This window comes from Microbacterium sp. 20-116 (assembly GCF_041079415.1).
GTDB lineage: Bacteria > Actinomycetota > Actinomycetes > Actinomycetales > Microbacteriaceae > Microbacterium.
The window spans coordinates 111970-129902 of sequence record NZ_JBFYGP010000004.1; the positions used below are offsets into that span (position 1 = coordinate 111970).

At 69.9% G+C, this 17933-nt stretch carries 15 protein-coding genes; 1 reads left to right on the forward strand and 14 read right to left on the reverse strand.

Features of this window, described 5'->3' with window-relative positions:
• Positions 1-10: 10 nt before the first annotated feature.
• A complete protein-coding gene (locus AB6V29_RS09790; RefSeq protein ID WP_369358337.1) occupies positions 11-1903 on the forward strand; it encodes a phosphoenolpyruvate carboxykinase (GTP) in 1893 nt (630 codons plus the stop codon).
• 271 nt (positions 1904-2174) lie between these two features.
• Here the strand turns inward: AB6V29_RS09790 and AB6V29_RS09795 are convergent, their stop codons facing one another.
• From AB6V29_RS09795 to sdhA, 14 genes are all read right to left on the reverse strand, one after another.
• Positions 2175-4049, reverse strand: a complete 1875-nt coding sequence (locus AB6V29_RS09795; protein WP_369358340.1) for an ABC transporter ATP-binding protein — start codon at positions 4047-4049, stop codon at positions 2175-2177.
• A 243-nt stretch (positions 4050-4292) separates the two neighbouring features.
• A complete protein-coding gene (locus AB6V29_RS09800) occupies positions 4293-5744 on the reverse strand; it encodes an MFS transporter (RefSeq protein WP_094735359.1) in 1452 nt (483 codons plus the stop codon).
• A gap of 174 nt (positions 5745-5918) precedes the next feature.
• On the reverse strand, positions 5919-6272 hold the full coding sequence (locus AB6V29_RS09805) for a Fe-S protein (RefSeq protein ID WP_094735360.1): 354 nt from the start codon (positions 6270-6272) through the stop codon (positions 5919-5921).
• A gap of 233 nt (positions 6273-6505) precedes the next feature.
• The gene (gene ribH / locus AB6V29_RS09810) at positions 6506-6979 is read right to left on the reverse strand and encodes a 6,7-dimethyl-8-ribityllumazine synthase (RefSeq protein WP_369358344.1); all 474 of its coding nucleotides are present in this window, start codon (positions 6977-6979) and stop codon (positions 6506-6508) included.
• Positions 6979-8247: a GTP cyclohydrolase II gene (ribA, locus tag AB6V29_RS09815; protein WP_369358345.1), complete on the reverse strand. Its 1269-nt coding sequence runs from the start codon at positions 8245-8247 to the stop codon at positions 6979-6981. The genes ribH and ribA overlap by 1 nt, the downstream gene beginning before the upstream one ends.
• The gene (locus tag AB6V29_RS09820) at positions 8244-8900 is read right to left on the reverse strand and encodes a riboflavin synthase (RefSeq protein WP_210072164.1); all 657 of its coding nucleotides are present in this window, start codon (positions 8898-8900) and stop codon (positions 8244-8246) included. The genes ribA and AB6V29_RS09820 overlap by 4 nt, the downstream gene beginning before the upstream one ends.
• Positions 8900-9931, reverse strand: a complete 1032-nt coding sequence (gene ribD / locus AB6V29_RS09825; protein WP_369358348.1) for a bifunctional diaminohydroxyphosphoribosylaminopyrimidine deaminase/5-amino-6-(5-phosphoribosylamino)uracil reductase RibD — start codon at positions 9929-9931, stop codon at positions 8900-8902. The genes AB6V29_RS09820 and ribD overlap by 1 nt, the downstream gene beginning before the upstream one ends.
• Before the next feature lie 297 nt (positions 9932-10228).
• Positions 10229-11092, reverse strand: a complete 864-nt coding sequence (locus tag AB6V29_RS09830) for an Fpg/Nei family DNA glycosylase (protein ID WP_369358350.1) — start codon at positions 11090-11092, stop codon at positions 10229-10231.
• Between the two features lie 64 nt (positions 11093-11156).
• Complete coding sequence (locus AB6V29_RS09835) at positions 11157-11714, reverse strand: GNAT family N-acetyltransferase (RefSeq protein WP_267786309.1); 558 nt, start codon at positions 11712-11714, stop codon at positions 11157-11159.
• Positions 11715-11910: 196 nt separating this feature from the next.
• Positions 11911-12915, reverse strand: coding sequence for a tryptophan--tRNA ligase (trpS, locus tag AB6V29_RS09840; protein ID WP_267786311.1), 1005 nt, complete (start codon positions 12913-12915; stop codon positions 11911-11913).
• A 121-nt stretch (positions 12916-13036) separates the two neighbouring features.
• The gene (locus AB6V29_RS09845) at positions 13037-13885 is read right to left on the reverse strand and encodes an exodeoxyribonuclease III (RefSeq protein WP_267786312.1); all 849 of its coding nucleotides are present in this window, start codon (positions 13883-13885) and stop codon (positions 13037-13039) included.
• A gap of 61 nt (positions 13886-13946) precedes the next feature.
• Positions 13947-15146: a YihY/virulence factor BrkB family protein gene (locus AB6V29_RS09850; RefSeq protein WP_267786313.1), complete on the reverse strand. Its 1200-nt coding sequence runs from the start codon at positions 15144-15146 to the stop codon at positions 13947-13949.
• Between the two features lie 134 nt (positions 15147-15280).
• Positions 15281-16066: a succinate dehydrogenase iron-sulfur subunit gene (locus AB6V29_RS09855; protein ID WP_103206559.1), complete on the reverse strand. Its 786-nt coding sequence runs from the start codon at positions 16064-16066 to the stop codon at positions 15281-15283.
• A gap of 1 nt (position 16067) precedes the next feature.
• Entirely contained in the window at positions 16068-17897 is a 1830-nt protein-coding gene (gene sdhA / locus AB6V29_RS09860) for a succinate dehydrogenase flavoprotein subunit (RefSeq protein ID WP_210072156.1), read from the reverse strand.
• Positions 17898-17933: the final 36 nt, after the last annotated feature.

A 17933-nucleotide genomic window follows, 5' to 3' on the forward strand; every position in this document is an offset into this window, starting at 1 on the left:
GGAGAACGACATGGCACTCGCCGACATCTTCAGCTCCACCCCGCGCACCGCCGCGCCCACCGCCCGCGCCGCTCGCGTCCAGCGCCCCGGCCACGGTGAGTTCCCCGCCGTCCAGGGTCCGGGCCTCGCCGCCCTCACCGCGTGGGTCGACCAGGTCGCCGCCCTCACCCAGCCCGCCCGCATCCACTGGGTCGACGGCTCGGCGGCCGAGAACGACGCGCTGCTGCGCGAGATGGTCGACGAGGGCAAGCTCATCAAGCTCAACCCCGAGTGGCGTCCGGGGTCGTACCTGGCCCGCTCGCACCCCGGCGACGTCGCCCGTCTCGAGTCGCGCACCTACATCGCCTCGAATCGCGAAGAAGACGCCGGTCCCACGAACAACTGGATCGCACCCGCCGAGATCCGCGAGACCCTCGACGGCGTCTTCGAGGGCTCGATGCGCGGGCGCACGATGTACGTCGTCCCCTTCTCGATGGGCGCGGTGGGCGGGCCCCTCAGCCACATCGGCGTGCAGATCACCGACAGCGCCTACGCCGTGGCATCCATCGGCGTGATGACCCGCGTCGGCACCGCTGTCACGGAGCGGATCGCCCAGGGTGCGCCCTGGGTCAAGACCGTGCACTCGGTGGGTGCGCCCCTCGCCCCGGGCCAGGACGATGTCGCGTGGCCCTGTAACGACGAGAAGTACATCGTGCACTTCCCCGACACCCTCGAAGTGTGGTCGTTCGGTTCGGGCTACGGCGGCAACGCGATCCTCGCGAAGAAGTGCTTCGCGCTGCGCATCGCCTCGGTCATCGGTCGCGACGAGGGGTGGCTCGCCGAGCACATGCTGCTCATCCGCGTGATCGACCCGAAGGGCACGGCGTACCACGTGGCCGCGGCCTTCCCCTCGGCCTGCGGCAAGACGAACCTCGCGATGCTCCGCCCCACGATCCCCGGCTGGCGGGTCGAGACCCTGGGCGACGACATCACCTGGATCCGCCCCGGCGAGGACGGACGCCTGTGGGCGATCAACCCCGAGGCCGGCTTCTTCGGCGTCGCCCCGGGCACGGGCGAGTCGACCAACGTCACCGCCATCGAGACGCTGTGGGGCAACACGATCTTCACCAACGTGGCGCTCCGCCCCGACGGCGACGTGTGGTGGGAGGGCCTGACCGATGAGGCGCCCCCGCACCTGACCGACTGGGAGGGCAATCCCTGGACGCCGGCGTCGGGCCGCCCGGCCGCGCACCCCAACTCTCGCTTCACGGTGGGTGCCGCGCAGTGCCCGCAGATCGCCGAGGACTGGGAGGCCCCCGAGGGCGTTCCCCTCGACGCGATCCTCTTCGGCGGCCGTCGCGCGACGAACGTGCCGCTGGTCGTCGAAGCCACCGACTGGTCGCACGGCGTCTTCATCGGCTCGACGGTGTCGAGTGAGAAGACGGCGGCGCAGGAGGGGACGGTCGGCGAGCTCCGCCGCGACCCCTTCGCGATGCTGCCCTTCTGCGGATACAACATGGGCGACTACTTCGGCCACTGGCTGAAGGTCGGACAGAAGCTGCGCTTCGATCGCGCTCCCCGCATCTTCCAGGTCAACTGGTTCCGCAAGGGCGACGACGGCCGGTTCCTCTGGCCCGGGTTCGGCGACAACGCGCGCGTGATCGACTGGATCATCCGCCGCGTCGACGGACAGGTGGATGCCGTGGACAGCCCGATCGGCCGTCTGCCCCGCCTCGAGGACCTCGAGTTGTCGGGTCTCGACCTGCCGGCCGCCGACCTCGAGGAGCTGTTCTCGATCGACACCGCGTCGTGGCTGGCCGAGGCCGACCTGACCGAGGAGTTCTACGCCACCTTCGGTTCCCACCTGCCGGCCGCCCTGCGCGCCGAGCTCGCGGCTCTCCGCTACCGCCTGCAGCGGTCCTGAGACCGCTCGCCCCCGCGCCGTTTCGCGCGGACCGGGCGAGCATGTGAATCGACGCCCCTCCCGTTCCTGGCGCGCGGGAGGGGCGTCGGTGCGTATCGGTCAGGTCAGCGAGACTGCATCCCGCTGACAACTCGGCGTCACGCTGCAGCCGACGTGTCAGCGAGATGCAGTCTCGCGTTGCGAGGGCGCCGAGCGGTGCAGAGCAGCGGCGAGCGGGGCGAAGCCGCGGGACGCGTCGGCGCTGGAGCGCCTCACGCGGCCAGCCCGCCGGCTACACCAGCAGCTGGTGCTTGGCCAGGTCGCGATACAGGGGAGTGGATGCCACCAGCTCGCTGTGCGTGCCCTGGCCGACCACCCGGCCGTCGTCGAGCACCACGATGAGGTCGCTGTCGACGACGGTCGACAGACGGTGCGCGATGACGAGGAGCGTACGGTCGGTCGCCACCGCGTCGATCGCTTCGCGCATGCGCTGCTCGTTGACGCCGTCGAGCGACGAGGTCGACTCGTCGAGCAGCAGGACCGGGGGAGCGGCCAGCAGGGCGCGGGCGATCGCGAGACGTTGGCGCTCTCCACCCGAGAGCATGACGCCGTCCTCGCCCACCGGGGCATCGACGCCGAGCACGTCGCGCTCGACGACGTCGCCCAGGTTCACCGCGCGAAGCACTCGCTCGCAGTCGGCGTCGGTGGCGTCGGGCGAGGCGAGACGCAGGTTGTCGGCGATGGTGCCGGCGAGGGTCGGGGCATCCTGCTCGACGTATCCGAAGCGAGCGCGCAGCTGCTCGCGGGGAAGGTCGCGCGCATCGGCTCCGTCGATGATGATCGCCCCGCCGGTGGGGTCGTAGAACCGCTCGACGAGAGAGAGGATCGTGCTCTTGCCGGCTCCCGAGGGACCGACGAGCGCCACGCGCGCGCCGCGTGGGACGGTGAACGACACCCCGCGCAGCACCTCGTGATCGGTCTCGGGTTCCGCGTCCCCGGGCTCGTTCGCCTCGAGGTGCACCTCGGCGAGCACCGAACGTGCCTCCTTCGCCGCGGCCTCGCGCGCTCTGACGACGTGATCGGGATAGCGGAAGTGCACGTCGCGGAACTCGATCGCCGCGGCATCCGGGGTCGCGGTCGTCGCGGACGGCCGGTCGCCGTCGTCTTCGAGCGGAAGGTCGAGGACCTCCTGGATGCGCCCGAGCGCCCCCAGCGCCTGGTTCACCGAGGTGATCGCGCCGATCGCCGAGGCGAGAGGCTGCACGAGCAGGAACAGGAAGATCACGAACGTGACGAGCGAGGCCACGTCGATGGCGCCGGATGCCACGCGGTATCCGCCGACGCCGAGCACGACCAGCAGCGACACCTGCAGGGCGACGAACGCGATGGGCACGATGAGCGCCGACACCCGCGCGATGCGCACCCCTGCGGCGTAGGCTGCCGTGGCGTTCTCGGTCACGGCGGCGATCTCACGCTCGGTGGCGCCCGATGCGCGGATGGTCCGGATCGACCCCACCGCGCGCTCGACGCCCGACGACAGCTCGCCGACCTTGGCCTGTTGGACGGCGGATGCCGCGCGGATGCGCGTGCTCAGCAGCACGACGACGGCGAGGGAGGCGCCCACGACCACGACGATGAGCGCGAGCAGCAGCGGGTCGATGAACGCCATCGCGATGACCGCGCCGACGAGGATGAGGGCGTTGCCCACGGCATCCGCGAATCCCTGGGTGAGCACCGCGTACAACAGCGTCGTATCGGTTCCCACGCGCGAGACGAGGTCGCCCGTGCGGCGCGCGTCGAACTCGCTGATCGGCAGCCGCAGGATGCGTCCGATGAGCCGCCGCCGGCTCGAGAAGACCACCGCGGTGCCCGTGCGCTGCAGCAGATAGTGCTGGAAGCCCGAGATCACCGACGACAGCACGACGAAGGCGACGAGCAGCCAGACGAGAGCGCCGAGGGGGACGCTGTTCTGCACGCGCGAGATGACCTCGCCCACGACCAGCGGCTGCGCGAGCGTGGCGGCGGCGCCGAGCACGCTCAGCACGCCCACGACGACGAGTGTGCGCGTGTGCTCGAGCAGGAACGGCAGCAGCTGACGGAACGACGCGCGCGGGCCTTCGGGCGCGCGCCGGCCGCGCCGACCACGCGCGGGAGCGGAAAACGACATGCTCACCTCGGGAAAGGAATGGGGTGCTTCGACCGTACCCCGCCCCACCGACACCGCCGGTCGGTCCCCTCGATGGCGTGCGAAACTCCGGAGAAATCCCGCGAAGCGCCGTCGTTCCCGGGTGAAGACCCCCGGGGCGCACCGATCTTCAGGAGTTCGGCCCGCCCGCCGACGAAGCCCGATCGCAACGACGGATGCCACGAGGCCTGGGCCCCGTGGCATCCGGTGTCGAGAACGAACCCGTTACGGCGCGGTCGCTCCCGCGGCGATGTTGTCGTCGTAGTCGACGTCCTTCGTCTCGGGCGAGAGAACGAGTGCGACCAGGGTCAGCACGCCCATCGCCGAGAGGTACACGCCCACCAGCCACGGGTTGCCGTCGCCCGCCGCCCACAGGGCCACGGCGACGATCGGTGCGAGGGCCGCGCCGAGGATCGACGAGACGTTGTACGAGATGGCCGAGCCGGTGTAGCGCACGTTCGTCGGGAACAGCTCCGGCAGCACGGCGCCCATGGGGCCGAAGGTCGCGCCCATCAGCAGGAACCCGAGGATGAGGAACGCCTGCACGAGCACCCGCGTGAAGCCGGGGTCGGCGTGCGGCACGAGGAAGAACGAGAACGTCAGGCCGAACACGATGATCGCGGCGGTGACGCCGATCAGCAGGCGCTTGCGGCCGATGCGGTCGGCGATGGGGCCCGACAGCATCGTGAAGATGCCGAAGAACACGACGCCGATGATCTGCATGATCACGAAGTCCGTGTACCCGAAGCCGAGGCCGGGCACGTACTCGGCGGCGTTGAACGGGGTGCCGGCCTTCTCGGCTGCGGCCTGCGCACCCTCGAGGGTCGCCTTCGTGCCGTACGAGAGGGTGAAGCTCGTCATCAGGTAGAACAGCACGTAGGTCGCCAGCATGATGAACGTGCCGAGGATGAGCTGCTTCCAGGTGCGGCGCACGGCCTCACCGAGCGGGAACTTCTTGATCGCCCCGGTCTTCTCGGCCTTGGCGAACGACTCGCTCTCGACCAGACGGAGCCGCACCCAGAGGCCGACGATGACCATCACGGCCGAGAACAGGAACGGCACGCGCCAGCCCCACGCGAGGAACTCGGCCGAGCGCTGTGCGGTGCCGTCAGGGTGCGGCAGGGCGAAGTTGATGAAGAGGAACACGCCGTTGGCGATGATGAAGCCGATCGGAGCGCCCAGCTGCGGGAACGTGCCGAACAGCGCGCGCTTGCCCTTCGGGGCGTTCTCGGTGGCGACCAGTGCCGCTCCCGACCACTCGCCGCCGAGCGCGAAGCCCTGCGCGAGACGCATGACCAGCAGCAGGATCGCCGCCCACACGCCGATCTCGTTGAAGGTGGGGAGGCAGCCGATGAGGAAGGTCGCCACCCCCATGGTCAGAAGGGATGCCACGAGCGTGGCCTTGCGGCCGAAGCGGTCGCCGAAGTGTCCGAAGACGATGGCGCCGAGGGGGCGGGCGACCATGGCGGCGCCGAAGACGCTGAACGACAGCAGCAGCGAGGTGGTCTCGTTGCCGGTCGGGAAGAAGAGGATCGGGAAGACGAGGACCGCGGCCGTGGCGTACGCGTAGAAGTCGTAGAACTCGATCGTGGTGCCGATCAGGCTCGCGGTGATGACGCGCGAACGCGGGTTCGCGGGGGCCGAGGCGGATCGGGTGGAGGGGGATGAGGTGGTCATGACTGCCTGACGAGAAGGTCGATCAATCGCGTCCGGGATGGGGCGCAGCGGTGGCGCGCCGCGATCACGGGGGTGGGTGTGAGCGGGCGCGCGAAGGAGCACCGGAGACGTCCCCGAGTGAGGGGCGTCCAGACCCTCCAGTCTATGCGTGCGCTGAGTGCGGGGCCCGCGGCCTCAGTGCCAGATCACCGCGAGACCGGCGTTGAGCAGAGCCAGGATGCCGATGGGCCAGAAGATCGCGGGCGACAGCGAACCCGTGCGCTTCTGGCGGGCGGAGCCGATGCCGAGCAGAGCGCCGATGACGAGGAGCACCACGAGCTTGATGCCGATCTTGGCGTAGTTGAGGTCGTGGTCGAGGCCCCACGGAGCCGACAGGGCGAGGCCCGTGACGAGGGAGAGGAGCAGGGCGTAGTTCATCAGCGGCGTCACACGCACACGGCGGGCGACGGCCTCGACGACCCAGGCGCCGAACAGGACGGCGAAGCCGACGAGGTGGACGAGGACGACGACACTGCGCAGGATCTCCATACCGGTCAGGGTAGGGACGCGGCGCACCGCCCGCCAGGAAGGCGCGCCTCACCGCGCGGCAGCCCGAGCCGCCACGCGCGGTCCCGGCTCGCGGCGCGCGGTCCCTGAGCCGCGGTGCGAGGCCCCTGAGCCGCGGTGCGAGGTCCCTGAGCCTGTCGAAGGGTCCGCCCCGCCCCGCAGACGACGACGGGCCCGGCGACCGCGGAGGTCACCGGGCCCGTCGGAGGAATGCCTCAGCCGCGCAGCTCCCGCAGCACCAGGGCGGTGCGGATCGCGGCATCCGCGGCCTCCTCGCCCTTGTCTTCCTTCGATCCTTCGAGACCCGCGCGGTCCAGGCCCTGTTGTTCGTCGTCGAGGGTCAGAACGCCGAACCCGACCGGCTTGCCCGTGTCGAGGGCGACCCGCGTCAGGCCGTCGGTCGCCGCCGACGAGACGAACTCGAAGTGCGGCGTCCCACCCCGGATGATCACGCCGAGCGCGACCACGGCATCCGCCCCGGCGTCGAGAGCGGCCTTGGCCGCCACGGGCAGTTCGAACGATCCGGGTACCCGCACGACCCGGTAGGTCGCGCCCGTGGCGTCGAGCACGCGCTTCGCGCCGGCGATGAGACCGTTCGTGATGACCTCGTGCCACGTTCCCGCGATCACGACGACGTTCAGGCCCGACGCATCGATGCCGCCGGTCTCGGGTGCTCCACTGCCAGCCATCAGGCGCTCTCTTCCTTCATGTGCGCGAGGGCGTCGCGCAGGTCGTCCTCGGCGATGACGTGGCCCATGCGGTCGCGCTTCGTCTCGAGGTACTGGTGGTTGTTGGGTCCCACGCCCACGAGCAGCGGAACCTGCTCGACGACGTCCAGACCGAAGCCGCGCAGCTGCGCGACCTTGTCGGTGTTGTTGGTCAGCAGGCGCACCTTGTCGACCCCGAGGTCGGACAGGATGCCGGCGGCCGCGGCATAGTCGCGCGCATCGGCGGGCAGGCCCAGAGCGAGGTTGGCGTCGACGGTGTCGAGGCCGCGCTCCTGCAGGTTGTACGCGCGCAGCTTGTTGATGAGGCCGATCCCGCGGCCCTCGTGACCGCGCATGTAGATGACGATGCCGCCGTCGCGGTCGATCGTGTCGAGCGCCGCCTCGAGCTGGGGACCGCACTCGCACTTGAGCGAGCCGAACGCCTCGCCCGTGAGGCACTCCGAGTGCACGCGCACCAAAGGAGCCTTCTCGGTGAGGTCGCCCGAGACCACCGCGAGGTGGTCGGTGCCGGTGATGCGGTCCTTGTAGGCGAGGAAGCGGAACGTGCCGTGCGAGGTGGGGACGTTCGACTCGGCGCGCAGGCTCACGCGGCGTCGCGCGGGGGCGGTCGCCGGCAGCGGGTCGGTGTCGTTCAGGTAACCGATGAGCTGCTCGATCGTGATGACCGGGATGCCGTCGCGCTCGCCGAGCTCGAAGAGCCCGGGCAGGCGCATCATGCTGCCGTCCTCGGCCACGACCTCGGCGATCGCGCCGACGGGCTCCAGGCCCGCGAGGCGCATGAGGTCGACCGCGGCCTCGGTGTGACCGGCGCGTTCGCGGACGCCGCCGTCGACGGCGCGCAGCGGCAGGACGTGACCCGGGCGGATGACGCTCGTCGGGACCGATTCGGGGTCGGCCAGCACGTTCAGCGTACGCGCGCGGTCGGCAGCGCTGATGCCGGTGGTCACACCGGTCGCGGCGTCGACGCTCACCGTGTACGCGGTGCCGCGGGCATCCTGGTTGACCTCGACCATGGGCGGCAGGTCGAGACGGTCGGCCCAATCGGCCGGCATGGGCGCGCACACGTACCCGCTCGACCACCGCACGGTCCACGCGAGGGCCTCGGGGGTGGCCAGCTGCGCCGAGAGGATGACGTCTCCCTCGTTCTCGCGGTTCTCGTCGTCGGCGACCAGGATCGGGCGACCCTGACGAAGGGCCTCGAGGGCCTCGGGGATGGTGGACAGGCTCATCGGGAGCCCCTCTCGGTCTGTGCGGCGGTCGCCGCGGGATTCTCTGTCGTACGGAAGGCGAGCATGCGCTGGACGTGGCGCGCGAGGATGTCGGTCTCGAGGTTGACGGGGGTGCCGGCCTCGGCGCGGCCGAGCGTCGTCGCCTCGAGGGTCTCGGGGATGAGAGACACCTCGAGCCAGGGCTCGACCTCGTCGGCCTCGCTGACGGCGCTCACCGTGAGCGAGACACCGTCGATCGCGATGGACCCCTTGTCGACCACGAGGGGAGCCAGGTGGGCCGGGATGCCGACCCGCACGACGCTCCACTGGGCTCCGGGCCGCACGTCGCGCACCACGCCGGTGCCGTCGATGTGCCCCTGCACGATGTGACCGCCCAGGCGACCGTGGGCCGCGGTGGCCCGCTCGAGGTTCACCGGGCGCCCCGGAGCGACATCGGCGAGGGTCGACATGTCGAGGGTCTGCTTCATGACGTCGGCGGTGAACCAGTCCTCGCCCTGTTCGACGACCGTGAGGCACACGCCGCTGACCGAGATCGAATCGCCGTGGCCGGCATCCGATACCGAGAGGGGGGCGCGCAACGTCAGCCGCACGCCGTCGCCCGAGGGTTCGACGGCGGTGACGGCACCGATCTCTTCCACAATTCCGGTAAACATCAGGATTCTCCCTCTCGATCCGAGCTGGGGTGGGCGACGATCAGCAGATCGTCACCGAGGTTCTGGACGGATGCCACGGCCAGCCGACGGGCATCCGCGATGGTGGGCACTCCCACGTCGCCGAGGGCGAGGCGCGAGCCGCCCAACAGCACGGGGGCGAGGTAGACCAGCAGTTCGTCGGCGAGACCGGCGCGGACGACGGCGCTCGCAAGCGTCGGCCCGCCTTCCACGAACACCCGCTGGATCCCCTTCTCGCCCAGGTCGGCGAGCACGGCGGCCAGGTCGTGCGAGTCGTAGAACAGGGGCGTGCGCGGGTGGCGGCGGACGGCGGCATCCGGGGCCGTCTCGCTGCGACCGACGACCACGGGCACGGGCTGTGTCTCGAGCAGGGAGCCGTCATCGGCGCGCGCGGTCAGTGCCGGATCGTCGGCTCGCACGGTTCCCGTACCGGCGACGATCGCATCGGCCCGGGCGCGTCGGGCGTGCACGTCGCGACGCGCGGCGGGACCGGTGATCCACTGGCTCGAGCCGTCGGCGGCGGCGGCGCGACCGTCGAGGCTCTGCGCCCACTTGACGGTGACGTGCGGGCGACCGGTGCGCTTGAGGACGGCCCAGTCGTGCACGAGCGCTTCGGCCGCCTCGCGCTCCGCCCCGCTCTCGACGTCGACCCCGGCCGCGCGCAGTCGGTCTGCCCCACCCGACGCGGCGTCGGTCGGGTCGTCCAGGGCGTAGACGACGCGGCCGATGCCGGCCTCGATGAGCGCGAGTGCACAGGGTCCGGTGCGACCGGTGTGATTGCAGGGCTCGAGGGTGACGACGGCGGTGGCGCCGCGCGCGGCATCCGGCGACAACCGCGAGAGGGCGTCGACCTCGGCGTGCGCGGTGCCGGCGCCGCGGTGGTAACCCTCGGCGAGGATCTCACCGGCGGGGGAGAGGATCACGGCACCCACCTGGGGATTCAGCCCGCGCGGCCCGCGCCGGGCGAGCTGCAGCGCTCGCCGCATGGCGTCGATCTCGACGGCGGATGCCATTTCCTTGTCCTTCCCGCGGAATCGGGGCAGGGCCAGCGGGAAGGCGCGTCGCGCCATCCGTGCTGCCTCCTATCCGGACTAGCGAGAGCTGACCCTCGCATCACCGTCGGTCCCGGAATTCCACCGGATCGGCCCTCCCGCGTGAGCGGCAGGGTTCGCGGACTATCACCGCCGGTTCGGATTCTCACCGACCCCGGAGCACGTTTTTGCACTTCTGATCCTACTCAACGTGCCCTCCGCGGTTTCATTCCCGGTCATACGGCGACGTTTCGAGCAGTCGACGGTCGGTGCCCCTAGCTACTTGAGCAACCGCGACAAGCGCCGGTCGGCCAGGAGCTTGCCGCCGGTCTGACAGGTGGGGCAGTACTCGAGGGAGTTGTCGGCGAAGAACACGCTGCGCACCTCGTCGCCGCACACCGGGCACGCCTCACCTCGGCGGCCGTGCACGCGCATGCCGCGGCGCTTCGCGTCTTTGAGTTCCGCAGGCGGCTTCCCCCGTGCGACGGTGATCGCTTCGGCGAGAGTCGTGGTCATGGCTGCGAAGAGGTGATCCACCTCTTCGTCGGAGAGGTTGGCCGCCAGGGCGTACGGCGACATCTTGGCCGCGTGCAAGATCTCGTCGGAGTAGGCGTTTCCGACCCCCGCGATGATCGTCTGGTCGCGCAGCACTCCCTTGATCTGCGTGCGGCGCCCCGTGAGCAGCGCGCCGAACTCGGCACGACCGAAATCGTCGTCGAGCGGGTCGGGGCCGAGACGGGCGATGCCCGGTACCTCAGCCGGATCGGTCACGGCGTAGACCGCCAGCGACTTCTTCGTTCCTGCCTCGGTGAGGTCGAAGCCCGATCTGTCGTCGAAGCCGACGCGCAGCGCGATCGGAGTCTTGCCGGGTTTGATGAGGGTCGTCGGCAGTGCGTCGTACCACCGCAGCCAGCCCGCCTTGGCGAGATGGAAGACGAGGTGGATGCCGCCGTCGGTCGCCACGTCGACGAACTTGCCGTGCCGCTCGACGGCCGTCACCTGGGCGCCGACCAGATCGGTCAGGGGCGGGTCGTACGTCTTGAGGGCGTTGATGGCCGACACGGTCGCTCTCTCGAAACGGAGCCCCGCGAGTCGCCCCCGCAGGAACTCGACGAGCCCTTCGACCTCTGGCATCTCCGGCATGAATACATGGTGCCACCGCCCTCCGAGATCGGGTCGGGCCTTGCGCCGGTGTCCCGGAAGGGGCTCAGCCCACCGGCCAGCTCACGGGTCGGCGGTCGTCGCCGCGCAGCAGGCCGGCCACCCACAGGTCCGAGCGACCGAGCGAATTGACGTGCGCCTGGCGCAGCAGCCCCTCGTAGCGGAAGCCGAGAGACCGCGCGACGCGCGCCGATCCGAGGTTGCCGACGGCCGCGCGCCACTCGACGCGCGCCAGTGCCGGACGCGCGGGGGAGAAGGCCCAATCGATCACCGCTCGTACCGCCTCTCTCGCGACGCCGCGCCCGCGCACGCTCGACGACACCCAGTACCCGATCTCCGGGGCGCCGCTCGGCAGCTTGGCCAGGCCCACCATCCCGACCAGGCGTTCGTCGAGCCGGATCGCCCAGGTCGCCTCCGAACCCTCGGCCCACCACCGGTGGGCGAGCTCGACGAACGCTTCGGCATCGGCGAGCAAATAGGGAGACGGAACGGTCGTGAAGCGCTGGATCGCGGCATCCTGGCACTCTTCGTGAATGGCGGCGACATCGCCGGCGCGGGGCGTGGACAGCTCGAGGCGGGACGTGCGCAGGGTCTCCGGTTCCATTCGGCCACGCTACCGGCGGGCGTGGAGCCTGCGCCTCGCAGGACCGGATCGGCGCGCCAGAACCGGATGCCGACGAGCCCGGGGTCCGATTCTGGTGCACCGATCCGATTCCCCTGCCACACGCCAAGGGACCCGGACACGGGAACGACGACGCCCGCACGACCCGGGAGGGCGTGCGGGCGTCGGAGGGGATGGGTCAGCCGCGGCGCAGCAGACCGATCCGGTCGTACACATCCGTGAGGGTCTTCTCGGCGACCGAGGCGGCCTTGCCGGCGTTCACGGCCAGCACGCGGTCGAGCTCGGCGGGGTCGTCGAGGAGCTCGAGGGCTCGGGTGCGCACGGGCTCGAACTCGTTCACGACGACCTCGGCCAGGCCCTTCTTGAAATCGCCGTACCCGCGCCCGGCGTACTCGTCCTCGATCGAGGTGACGTCGCGACCCGTCAGGGCCGAGTAGATCACCAGCAGGTTCGAGACGCCCGGCTTCTCGTCGCGGTCGAAGCGCACCGCGCCCTCGGAGTCGGTGACCGCGCGCATGATCTTCTTCGCGCTGACCTTGGGGTCGTCGAGCAGCCACAGCACGCCCGCGTCGGACTCGGCCGATTTCGACATCTTCGACGTCGGGTTCTGCAGGTCGTAGATGCGGGCGGTCTCGCGCCGGATGACGGGCTTCGGAACCGTGAAGGTCTCGCCGAAGCGCTGGTTGAAGCGCTCGGCGAGGTCGCGCGTGAGCTCGATGTGCTGCTTCTGGTCGTCGCCGACGGGCACGACGTCGGTCTGGTACAGCAGGATGTCGGCGGCCATCAGCACCGGATAGGTGAAGAGGCCGACGTTGGTGGCATCCGTGCCGTAGCGCGCCGACTTGTCCTTGAACTGCGTCATCCGCCCGGCCTCGCCGAAACCGGTGAGGGTCGACAGCACCCACTGCAGTTCGGCGTGCGCCGGCACGTGCGACTGCACGTACAGGGTCGAGCGAGAGGGCTCGATACCGGCGGCAATGTACTGGGCGGCGGTGCGACGGGTCTTCTCGCGGCGTTCGGCGGGATCGCCGGGCTGCGTCAGGGCGTGCAGGTCGACGACCGAGAAGAAGGCGTCGTACTCGTCTTGGAGGTCGCGCCACTGCAGCAGGGCCCCGATGTAGTTGCCGATCTGGAGGCTGTCGGCGGAGGGCTGCATTCCGGAGTAGAGGCGCTGCTGGGTCACCCCTCGATCCTAGGTGCCGAGGCGGCAGCCCCTCCGCCCCCGGTCGATCCGCCCCGGTGGGCCGACGGCAAGAGGACGGGCAGGCGAGTGGATGCCGGCCCCCGGCGTCCGCGAGCTGCCGTCAGCCCCCGAGCGTGTAGTCCACGATCACCGGTGCGTGGTCGCTCCACCGGGTGTCGTACGAGGGGGCACGCTCGACCGTGTACGACGTCACCCGCTCGGCGAGGGATGGCGTGGCGACGTGGTAGTCGATGCGCCAGCCGCTGTCGGTGTCGAATGCTTTGCCGCGCATCGACCAGAACGTGTAGGGCCCGTCTACTTCGCCGACCGCGCGGCGGCCCACATCGATCCAGCCCAGGCCCGTGCCGATCGAGCCGTCGACGCCCTCGACCGTCTCGCCCTCGGGCCCGAAGAAGCGGTCGAGGTACGCGCGCTCGCGGGGGAGGAAGCCGGCGTTCTTGCGGTTGCCTCGCCAGTTCTTGATGTCGAGCTCGCGGTGACCGACGTTGAGGTCGCCCACCACCAGGGCCAGCTCTCGCTCGGCCTTGAGCTCGGGGAGGCGACGCTCCATCGCATCGAGGAACAACCACTTGGCGTCCTGCTTGGGGGTGTCGACCTCGCCGCTGTGCACGTAGGCGCTGACGATCGTGACGGTCTCGCCGTCGATGTCGAAGTCGGTCTCGATCCACCGGCCGGAGGCATCGAGCGGCTCGGGACCGAGGTGCGTTCGGGTCTCGACGCCGGGCAGGCGGCTGATGATGGCGACGCCCGCGCGGCCCTTCTGCAGGGCCTCGTCGTTGACGATCTCCCACCCGGGCAGGGCCTCGGCCAGCTGATCGGCGGTCGCGCGCACCTCTTGCAGAGCCACGATGTCGGCGCCCGAGGCGTCGAGCCACTCGGTCATGCCCTTGCGGACGGCGGCACGGATGCCATTGACGTTGACGGAGACGATACGTACGGAACGGGCCACCCTCCGAGCCTAACGAAGGCCTCCGACATCGAGATCGCGCGGGGGAGGACGCGAGCCCCGCTCAATCGGGGATGAGCGACACGCGGCGCGGCGCGGGGACGTCGGCCCGTGCGCGTGCCAGCTGCTTCTCCGCCGCGTCGAGCTTTCGCCTCGCGCTCCAGCGCCACGGCCAGCGCGACAGCGCGAGGTCCTTCTCGGCCTCGCGCACCCCGACCTGGGCGGCGATGACGAGAGCCGCCTGTTCCATCGCGAGCCGGTCCTCGGGGGAGCGCAGGGGAACGTCGCGGTCGCTCGCGGCGACGGCGATCCAGGCGGCCGAGACGAGGATCACGATCCCGATGAAGCGGAACCACAACAGGAACCCGATGAGCACGGCGAAGGTGGCCAGCAAGGGGTTCGACGGCGTGTAGACGAAGAGGAAGCCCGCGGCGACCTGCAGCACGACCATGCCCGTGGCGCCGACGATCGCGCCCGGCCACGTGCGACGCCAGGTCAGCGTGGTGCCCGTGAGGAAGCGGAAGAGCGAAGCGAGGGCCACGGTGTTGACGCCGAAAGCCACCACGAGCGAGACGATCCGCGCGCCCGCCGACCAGCCGAGGGTCTCGCGGTCCCACCCGATGAGACCGAACACCAGGTCGACGGCGCCGGTGGTGATCGAACCCAGCAGAGCCCCCACCAGCAGGGCGATCCCGAACAGGAGCGAGGCGACGAGATCACGGGCCTTCAACAGCACGTAGTTGCGCAGGTCGAAGGGGAGTCCGAAGGTGTCGCGTACCGCGCGTCGGGTGAAGGTCACGAAGCCGATCGCCGTCCACACGACCACGACGACGGCCACGATGCCGGTTATGGTCAGAAGCCGCCCGCTCTCCTGCGCGACGGCCTCCACCTGCTCGCGATCGACGAGACCGTTCTTGCTGATGATCCCGGGGATGTAGCTGTTGACGATGTGGATGAGACCGTCGATCGCGGTCTTGCTTCCGCCCAGCCAGATCCCGACACCCGCGAACGCCAGGTACAGGGCCGAGAACACGGCGAACAGGCCCTGGTAGCTCATGCCCGCCGCGAGCAGGAATCCGTTGTGCTGCAAGAAGTGCCGCCACACCCGGATCGGGAACCACTGCGCGATCTTCGCCGCACGGGCAATGGGCTCGTCGAGGCGTTCCCGAACGGCGGTCTGCGCCGCCTCGAGCCGCTCGCGCAGCGAGGCGTCGTCGTCGCGCACCGCGGGCAGCGGCCGCGGGTCGTGGCGGTTCTCGGTCACTGTGAAAGCCTAATGAATGGATGCCGCGACTCCCGCTCCGCGGACAGGCCACGGCATCCGCGATCCGTGTGCGACCCCCGAGAACGCCGAACGGCGGGGCGCCGGAGCGCACCCGCCGTTCGAGGGAGTGAGAGTCAGCGACCGCCGCGGAGGACGGCCTGCTTGACCTCGGCGATGGCCTTGGTGACCTCGATGCCGCGGGGGCAGGCCTCGGTGCAGTTGAAGGTCGTGCGGCAACGCCACACGCCCTCTTTGTCGTTGAGGATGTCGAGGCGCACATCTCCGGCGTCGTCGCGCGAGTCGAAGATGAAGCGGTGCGCGTTGACGATCGCGGCGGGGCCGAAGTACTGGCCGTCCGTCCAGAACACGGGGCACGACGAGGTGCACGCGGCGCACAGGATGCACTTGGTGGTGTCGTCGAAGACCTCACGGTCGACGATCGACTGCACGCGCTCCTTGCCGGGCTCGGGCTTCGAGTTCGAGATCAGGAAGGGCTGCACCTCGCGGTAGGAGGCGAAGAACGGCTCCATGTCGACGATGAGGTCCTTCTCGAGGGGCAGGCCCTTGATCGCCTCGACGTAGATCGGCTGCGAGATGTCGAGATCCTTGATCAGCGTCTTGCAGGCGAGGCGGTTGCGACCGTTGATGCGCATCGCGTCGGAGCCGCAGATGCCGTGCGCGCACGAGCGGCGGAACGACAGCGAGCCATCGACCTCCCACTTGATCTTGTGCAGCGCGTCGAGCACGCGGTCGGTGGAGTACAGCTCCACGTCGTAGTCGACCCAGCGGGGCTCGTCGTCGACCTCGGGGTCGAAGCGGCGGATGTTGAAGGTGACGAGGAACGACTGGATCCCCGTGTCTTCGGGGGTCTCGGCGACCTCGTCCGAGGTGTCGACCTGCTCGATGACGGTGGATGCCATCTCAGTACTTCCTCTCCAGGGGCGGGTAGCGCAGCTCCCCGGCCTCGTTCTTGGTGAACACCACGGGCTTCCAACCGAGTTCGATGTGATCGGCCGGGTGCGACGAGTGGGGGTCGCCCGACAGGTACGCCATGGTGTGCTGCATGTAGTTCTCGTCGTCGCGCGTCGGGAAGTCGTCGCGCATGTGACCGCCGCGGCTCTCTTCGCGGTTCTGCGCCGAGTACACGACGACCTCGGCGAGGTCGAGCAGGAAGCCGAGCTCGACGGCCTCGAGCAGGTCGGTGTTGAAGCGCTTGCCCTTGTCGTCGACGTGGATGTTCTTGTAGCGCTCGCGCAGGTCGGCGATGACGTCCATCACGTGCGCGAGGGACTCGTGCGTGCGGAAGACCTGCGCACCCTTGTCCATCTCGTCCTGCAGCGTCTTGCGGAGCACGGCGATGCGCTCTGTGCCCGAGTTGCTTCGCAGGCCCTCGATCAGGCCGCGCACCTCGGCGGCCGGGTCTTCGGGGAGCGGCACGAAATCGGCGGTCTTGACGTACTCGACCGCGTTGCGGCCGGCGCGCTTGCCGAAGACGTTGATGTCGAGCAGCGAGTTGGTGCCGAGACGGTTCGAGCCGTGCACCGAGACGCACGCGCACTCGCCGGCGGCGTAGAGGCCGGGGACGACGGTGTCGTTGTCGGCCAGCACCTCTGCCTTGATGTTGGTGGGGATGCCGCCCATCGCGTAGTGCGCGGTCGGCATGACCGGGACCGGCTCGACGACCGGGTCGACACCCAGGTAGGTGCGGGCGAACTCGGTGATGTCGGGGAGCTTGGTCTCGAGGACCTCGGCACCCAGGTGCGTGCAGTCCAGCAGCACGTAGTCGCGGTGGGGGCCGGCGCCGCGGCCCTCGGCCACTTCCTGCACCATGCAGCGGGCGACGATGTCACGCGGCGCGAGGTCCTTGATGGTCGGGGCGTAGCGCTCCATGAAGCGCTCACCGCTCGCGTTGCGCAGGATCGCGCCTTCGCCGCGGGCACCTTCGGTCAGCAGGATGCCGAGACCGGCGAGGCCGGTCGGGTGGAACTGGAAGAACTCCATGTCCTCGAGCGGCAGGCCCTTGCGCCACACGATGCCCACGCCGTCACCGGTGAGGGTGTGGGCGTTGGAGGTGGTCTTGAAGATCTTTCCGAAGCCGCCGGTCGCGAAGATCACGGCCTTGGACTGGAAGACGTGCAGCTCACCGGTGGCCAGGTCGTAGGCCACGACGCCGGCGACCTGCGTCTTGCCCGCGGCATCTTTCACCGTGACGAGGTCGAGCACGTAGAACTCGTTGAAGAAGTTGATGCCGAGCTTGACGCAGTTCTGGAACAGCGTCTGCAGGATCATGTGGCCCGTGCGGTCGGCGGCGTAGCACGCGCGGCGCACGGGGGTCTTGCCGTGATCGGCCGTGTGACCGCCGAAGCGACGCTGGTCGATCTTGCCCTCGGGGGTGCGGTTGAAGGGCAGGCCCATGTTCTCGAGGTCGATGACGGCGTCGATGGCCTCTTTGGCGAGGATCTCCGCGGCGTCTTGGTCGACGAGGTAGTCGCCGCCCTTGATGGTGTCGAAGGTGTGCCACTCCCACGAGTCCTCTTCGACGTTGGCGAGCGCCGCGGCCATGCCGCCCTGCGCCGCGCCGGTGTGCGAGCGGGTGGGGTACAGCTTCGAGATGACGGCTGTCTTCGCCCCCGGGCCGGCCTCGATGGCCGCGCGCATGCCGGCGCCGCCGGCGCCGACGATCACGACGTCGAACTGGTGGTAGTGGACGCCGTCCTTGACGATCGAGTCCGAAGCGGTCTGAGTGCTCACGTGTGCAATACCTCTGCTGTCAGGGGAAGAAGGGAT